The 6,480-nt window shown below is 50.2% G+C and carries 4 protein-coding genes and 7 tRNA genes; 8 read left to right on the top strand and 3 right to left on the bottom strand.

Features of this window, described 5'->3' with window-relative positions; all coding sequences use genetic code 11:
* Positions 1 to 179: 179 nt before the first annotated feature.
* The 3 genes from L2731_RS12960 to gltX form a co-directional block, all read right to left on the bottom strand.
* Positions 180 to 255 (bottom strand) — tRNA-Glu (locus L2731_RS12960).
* A gap of 80 nt (positions 256 to 335) precedes the next feature.
* Positions 336 to 411, bottom strand: a tRNA-Ala gene (locus tag L2731_RS12955).
* A 103-nt stretch (positions 412 to 514) separates the two neighbouring features.
* A complete protein-coding gene (gene gltX, locus L2731_RS12950; RefSeq protein ID WP_249253493.1) occupies positions 515 to 1,924 on the bottom strand; it encodes a glutamate--tRNA ligase in 1,410 nt (469 codons plus the stop codon).
* A 950-nt stretch (positions 1,925 to 2,874) separates the two neighbouring features.
* Between gltX and L2731_RS12945 the strand changes: the two genes are divergently transcribed.
* The 8 genes from L2731_RS12945 (at position 2,875) to L2731_RS12910 (ending at position 6,451) form a co-directional block, all read left to right on the top strand.
* Positions 2,875 to 2,950: transfer RNA gene (locus tag L2731_RS12945), tRNA-Val, on the top strand.
* A 34-nt stretch (positions 2,951 to 2,984) separates the two neighbouring features.
* Positions 2,985 to 3,060: transfer RNA gene (locus L2731_RS12940), tRNA-Val, on the top strand.
* Between the two features lie 58 nt (positions 3,061 to 3,118).
* Positions 3,119 to 3,194, top strand: a tRNA-Val gene (locus tag L2731_RS12935).
* Positions 3,195 to 3,232: 38 nt separating this feature from the next.
* A tRNA-Val gene (locus L2731_RS12930) sits at positions 3,233 to 3,308 on the top strand.
* 38 nt (positions 3,309 to 3,346) lie between these two features.
* A tRNA-Val gene (locus L2731_RS12925) sits at positions 3,347 to 3,422 on the top strand.
* 152 nt (positions 3,423 to 3,574) lie between these two features.
* Entirely contained in the window at positions 3,575 to 3,802 is a 228-nt protein-coding gene (locus L2731_RS12920) for a hypothetical protein (protein ID WP_041510714.1), read from the top strand.
* 141 nt (positions 3,803 to 3,943) lie between these two features.
* A complete protein-coding gene (locus L2731_RS12915) occupies positions 3,944 to 5,176 on the top strand; it encodes an MFS transporter (RefSeq protein WP_249253491.1) in 1,233 nt (410 codons plus the stop codon).
* A gap of 309 nt (positions 5,177 to 5,485) precedes the next feature.
* Positions 5,486 to 6,451: a TRAP transporter substrate-binding protein gene (locus L2731_RS12910; RefSeq protein ID WP_162484108.1), complete on the top strand. Its 966-nt coding sequence runs from the start codon at positions 5,486 to 5,488 to the stop codon at positions 6,449 to 6,451.
* Positions 6,452 to 6,480: the final 29 nt, after the last annotated feature.

Below are 6,480 nucleotides of genomic sequence, written 5' to 3'. Positions count from 1 at the left end.
TCCCATAGGGGATTCGAACCCCTGTTACCGCCGTGAAAGGGCGGTGTCCTAGGCCTCTAGACGAATGGGACACTGTTGATACGTTATACTCCGTATCGAGTGAATACTCGTCGAAGCCAGTAGGCTATTGCTTCAACGCTATCGAATCGTCAACTTATGCAGTCAACCACTCAAGAAAGTGGTATCCCATAGGGGATTCGAACCCCTGTTACCGCCGTGAAAGGGCGGTGTCCTAGGCCTCTAGACGAATGGGACACTGGTGATACGTTATACTCCGTATCGAGTGAATACTCATTGAAGCCAGTAGGCTATTGCTTCAACGCTTTCAAATTAGATGGTGGAGCCTAGCGGGATCGAACCGCTGACCTCAACACTGCCAGTGTTGCGCTCTCCCAGCTGAGCTAAGGCCCCTTACCTAACTTGTCACCTTTGAGTGCACCGCGAGCATCTGCCGGCTGTGTCTCAACTGCGAGGCGCATTCTATGCAGCACACCCAAAAGTGTCAACTCGTTTTTTAGGAATTTATTCTATTTGCTACAAATTCAATCGCTTTGGAGATTCTTTGCTCACAACGGGCCTTTCCAACGAGGAAAGCGGTTAAATCTACAGCAGGCGACATACCGGCACCAGTTACGGCAACACGCAGTGGCATACCCACCTTACCCATGCCAAGCTCCAATTCGGCGGCAGTGGCTTCGATCGCCTGGTGAATTACTTCAACATTCCACTCTTCTAGCTCGGCAAATTTCTTCTGTATCAGTTGTAGCGGCTCTAACGCCACGCCACGCAGATGTTTCTTCGCTGCAGTTTCATCAAACTCGGCAAAGTCTTCATAGAAGTAGCGGCTAGAGGCGGCCAACTCTTTTAGCGTCTTGGCACGCTCGGCCAGGGCGGTGACCACTTCGGCCAATGCAGGGCCATTTGAGGTGTCTATGTTTTGATCTTGCATGTGCCACTCGAGATGCTTGGCCACATATTCAGGCGCCAGCTCCTTCATATAGTGCTGGTTCAACCAAATAAGCTTCTCGGTATTAAAGGCAGACGCCGCCTTATTGATATCATCCAGGCTAAAGAGCTGCTTCATCTCATCGATAGAGAAGACCTCTTGATCGCCATGAGACCAGCCCAGGCGTACCAGATAGTTAAGTAGCGCCTCTGGCAGGTAACCATCGTCGCGATACTGCATCACACCGACAGCGCCATGACGCTTAGACAGCTTGGCACCATCATCACCTAAGATCATCGCCACATGAGCGTACTCAGGCACAGGCGCATTAAGCGCCTTAAGAATGTTAATTTGACGCGGCGTGTTGTTGATATGATCTTCACCACGTACCACACAGGTGATGCCCATATCCCAATCGTCGACCACCACGCAGAAGTTATAGGTCGGTGTGCCGTCAGTACGGGCAATGATCAAGTCATCGAGTAGGTCGTTTGAGATCTCGATACGACCACGCACGTGATCGTCAAACACCACACTACCCTCGGTTGGGTTTTTAAAACGAACCACAAAAGGCTCATCGGTATCGCGCGGCGCCTTATCACGGCAGCAACCATCATACTTTTGCTGCTCACCCTTGGCGGCCTGCTCTTCACGCATCGTCTCGATACGTTCGCGGCTACAGTAACACTTATAGGCGGTGCCCTGCTCTAGCATCTGGGCGATGATCTCGTTGTAACGATCGAAGCGCTTAGTCTGATAGTACGGACCCTCATCCCAGTTCAGTCCAAGCCACTCCATACCTTCTAAGATTGCTGCGCAGGCTTCAGGTGTTGAACGTTCGAGATCTGTATCTTCGATACGTAATACAAACTCACCTTGGTTAGCGCGGGCATAGAGCCATGAATAAAGTGCAGTACGAGCACCACCTACGTGAAGAAAACCGGTAGGACTTGGAGCAAAACGCGTCTTAATCGTCATAATGGGACAGTAACCTGTTATCGAAATGTCTAAATATAGACTGAGCTATTTAATGTGGTCGCTATTCTAACAGCCAAATGGGATAAGAGAAAATAGCCAGACCAATAGCACCCGGCCCGAGACCAAAAAAGGTGACCGCCCCGTCACAACGCACAAGCTCGTCTCGGTCACTTACCGCATAGAAATGCCGAGCTCTCATTAGTCACGCCAAACTGCCACCTAACTAACCCGCCCCTTGTCACTAAGAGGCGACAGGCTTCATCCATATCAATAGGCACGACGAAAGATAAAAGCGGTAAAGATAGAAAGCTATAAAGATAGAAAGCAGTAGGGATGGAAGATGCGTAGAAAAAGAAGTATAGATAAAAGAGATGACTATGCGCCTATGGGCCCTCCCCAGATTCAAGACACTAGTGAGCCTCCCTTATATTAAGTAAGTTTTTGCAAATCCTATTTACATGGGCTGTTAGCAAGTACTTATTAGCAATCATCCTAATCACCCCCGTATAAAGCTCATGTACCAGCAGTAGAGAATCCGCGAGCGGCAAATGACTCGCTCCCCTTATGGCCTGTATCGACTTATAGATAATGCAGACGTCGAGTTATCTCTACATATAAAGCCAGCTTACTTGTACTAATGCCAAGTTATCTTGCCCAGCCAAACTAAGAAGTAGGCAGTAAAGACGAGCAACTTCTCTTTTGTTCGTCCCTTTACACGACAGTTTTTATCCCTCATGCCTATTTTCCTTACTCACCCCTGCTGATTATTGACTCGAACCAGCGAGCGAAAGCCCCCTTCTGTACAGGCTTTCGCCAAGGCGCCATCAGAAATCATCCTGATTTGTTTAACATTAAGACGATCCGAACAAATTTGAACCGGACTCATTATTTTCTCGAAAAAAGCGTTGACAGTAGATCGTTCCCCCCTATAATACGGCCCCACACAGCGAGGTCGATTAGCTCAGCTGGGAGAGCACCTCCCTTACAAGGAGGGGGTCACTGGTTCGAGCCCAGTATCGACCACCATACACTGTATGGTAATAAAATTTGATGTGTCCCAGGTCGATTAGCTCAGCTGGGAGAGCACCTCCCTTACAAGGAGGGGGTCACTGGTTCGAGCCCAGTATCGACCACCATATTTTATCTTTGATTGAATATGTGGTGCATCGAGTTTAATGTTGTGAGATATTCCCAGGTCGATTAGCTCAGCTGGGAGAGCACCTCCCTTACAAGGAGGGGGTCACTGGTTCGAGCCCAGTATCGACCACCATCTCTTCATGAGAGAATATCGAATATAATAATGTCCCAGGTCGATTAGCTCAGCTGGGAGAGCACCTCCCTTACAAGGAGGGGGTCACTGGTTCGAGCCCAGTATCGACCACCATAGCATAGCTATGAAATGATAAATCACACACAGTCCCAGGTCGATTAGCTCAGCTGGGAGAGCACCTCCCTTACAAGGAGGGGGTCACTGGTTCGAGCCCAGTATCGACCACCATATTTCCGCTTCTTTGCTTCACTCCCCTATTTATAATCAAACAGCCTAGCAGCAAGCCTTTGCCGCCGCTTATCGCTATTGCGAATCCCTTAGCCTCAACTATTCTTCATTAAGACTTTGCTCAAACCAAGTACTACTCAAGGTGGTTGAACATGGCCGATGTCACTCAATCTGCGTCGCTGGCAAGCATTGCCGCGTACCTTAAACTCACCCATGAATGCGATGAGCAGGAAGCGATGATCGAAGCCAAGGAGGTGATGCAAAATCTGGTTACCATGCGACAGAAAGGCTTTATCACGGGTTGGTATTTCGATGCCCAGGGTCACCTGGAACTGCTGCCCAGTGAGGCTATTCTTAAGCGTATCAATCCGCCCAAATAAGATGACTCTAACGTTAATTCAATAAAATAAATAAGTTAACAAAGCTCCAATTCCCTCCACTCAATTAAATAAACAAAATACTTTACTTAAAAGACTGCTGATGTAGAGTAGTGCTATCTATTCATTCTTTTAAAAGCTGTCATGAACGCCACCGACTCAGTACAAACCGCTCCCGAACAGACGGCCCAGCGCATTCTCGGCGTCACCTTAATCGTAACCCTGATCAGTGTGGCAGGCATTGCACTGCCTTATCCAGTACTGGCACCACTTTTTCATGACAACAGCTCTCCCCTCACCCAATTTATGGGGCTGCCCAGCGCATTCTTGATGGGCATAGTCTTAGGCATCTATCCCTTGGGGATCATCATAGGCGGCAGCTTCATCGGTAGCCTGTCTGACACCTATGGGCGCAAGCGTATGCTCAGCCTTACGCTACTCGGCAGCGTCATGGGCTATGGGCTCACTGCCTTCGCCGCCCATTCTGAGCAGTTTGTCCTCTTCTGTCTCGCTCGCTTACTCACGGGGATATGCGAGGGCAATATCGCCATTGCCAGGGCGATAGCGGCCGATCTGCACCCACAAATCGATAAGACGCGCAGTTTCTCGCTAATCAGCGCCATGGGTTACGGCGGTTATCTGCTTGGGCCCTTGGCGGGCGGCTACCTCATTGAGTGGGGAATGGAGATGGTATTCGGCGCCGCGGCCATTGCCTGCATCCTCTGTGCCCTGCTGAGTCACTGGCTGCTGCCACGTCAGCTCGACGAAACCAAGGCCAACGCAGAGAAAGGCTCTAGCCTGGTACTGCTCAGAGAGCCGGCTCTGAGACGTTTCTTTCTGCTCTATCTGCTACTGACCATGGGGGTTAACTTCTACTATGAATTCTATCCGCTGCATCTGGTTCAGCAGGCGGCCTTTACGCCGGCGCAGATCAGCTGGGTCACTGTGCTACTCACCGGCTGCATGATCGCCACCAGCATCTGGTTTACCCCTGTGTTACAGCGCAGATTCACCCACGCCGGCGCGAGTCTGGTAGGCATCTCGCTGTTTGGCGCCTCTCTGGCCTGCTTTCCTTATCTCACCAATGCCAGCTATCTGCTCACCTTCATGACCATAGGTGCGGGCATCGCCATCTATAACAGTTTCCTGCCAAGTTACCTGTCCCATGCCTATCAGGACAGGCCGCAGGGGCAGCTGATGGGCATGCTGGTGACCATCTTCTGTGTCGGTAACCTGCTGGCAGCGCTTCTCGGCGGACTGTTAGCCATGTTCGATGTTAAAATCGTCCTGTTGATCGGCGCCCTGTGCGCGGCGGGTGCCGGAGCCGTCCTATATCACGGTCACTTCAGACGACAATACTGGCCAGCGCACAGTTAACCATAGCGCGTGACACGCATCACAACTCGGCCAGCCTAAATGGGTGAGTTTCCACCCATCCGACTACAACCAATGGGCGACATTCTCCCCAAGTCGTCCTGTTTACCATTTAACCAACACGCAGCAACACATTGATATAAAGCCATTTACATAATTTAAACATTTTTGGCCTAGTCCTTGCCTATAATTTCTTTGAGTTAAGCACATAGTGAACCGTCAGTCGCCCTAAGGCACTGAAGGATTAACAATTATAGGGATAACAAAATGACCAGACTCAACACCTGTACCTTTATCAAACAGATCGTCAAGATGGCCTCAATCGCCGCAATTTTGGGAACCAGCTTGAACAGCTGGGCGGCACCAACGGAAATTAAGTTTTCCCATGTGGTTGCCGAAAACACCCCTAAAGGCCAAATGGCACTGAAGTTCAAGCAACTCGTAGAAGAGCGTCTACCCGGAGAGTATCAGGTAAACGTGTTCCCAAATTCTCAGCTGTTTGGTGACAACAACGAGCTCTCCGCCCTGTTGCTTAACGATGTGCAATTTGTGGCACCATCGCTGTCCAAGTTCGAGCGCTACACCAAGAAGCTGCAGATATTCGATCTGCCCTTCCTGTTCAAAGACATGGACGCCGTTAACCGCTTCCAACAGAGCGATGCCGGCCAACTGCTGCTGAATTCGATGAAACGTAAAGGTGTCGTCGGCCTGGGTTATCTGCACAATGGCATGAAGCAATTTTCGGCCAGTAGCCCGCTGATCTTGCCGGAAGATGCCCAAGGTAAGAAGTTCCGCATAATGGCCTCAGACGTTTTGGCTGCGCAGTTCCAGGCGGTCGATGCCATTCCGGTGAAGAAGCCCTTCTCGGAAGTCTTTACTCTGCTACAGACCCGTGCCATCGATGGGCAGGAAAATACCTGGTCTAACATCTATTCGAAGAAGTTCTACGAAGTACAGAGCAATATCACGGAGAGTAACCACGGCGTACTCGACTACATGGTGGTCACCTCAAACACCTTCTGGAAGTCGCTACCCGCCGACAAGCGCAAGGTGATCAAGGCATCACTGGATGAAGCGATTGCCTACGGTAACGATATCGCCGCCGCCAAGGTTAACAAAGACAAGCAGGCCATCATCGACTCTAAGCGCTCTGAGATCACCTACCTGAGCCCAGATCAACGCGCCGCCTGGGTCAACGCCATGAAACCTGTATGGGCACAGTTCGAAGATAAGATAGGTAAAGATCTTATCGATGCCGCCGTTGCCGCAAACGAATAATCAGCGCTAACCCCCTAATTTAATAGGAA

The organism is Shewanella aquimarina (genome assembly GCF_023349185.1).
In the GTDB taxonomy this organism is placed as follows: domain Bacteria; phylum Pseudomonadota; class Gammaproteobacteria; order Enterobacterales; family Shewanellaceae; genus Shewanella; species Shewanella aquimarina.
Note: the sequence above shows the minus strand (reverse complement) of the source record. Positions and strands in the feature narration are given on the sequence as shown.

Coding starts and splice junctions, on each gene's coding strand:
- gltX (WP_249253493.1), bottom strand. CDS start 1,924: ATGACGATTAAGACGCGTTTTGCTCCAAGTCCTACCGGTTTTCTTCAC.
- L2731_RS12920 (WP_041510714.1), top strand. CDS start 3,575: ATGGCCGATGTCACTCAATCTGCGTCGCTGGCAAGCATTGCCGCGTAC.
- L2731_RS12915 (WP_249253491.1), top strand. CDS start 3,944: ATGAACGCCACCGACTCAGTACAAACCGCTCCCGAACAGACGGCCCAG.
- L2731_RS12910 (WP_162484108.1), top strand. CDS start 5,486: ATGGCCTCAATCGCCGCAATTTTGGGAACCAGCTTGAACAGCTGGGCG.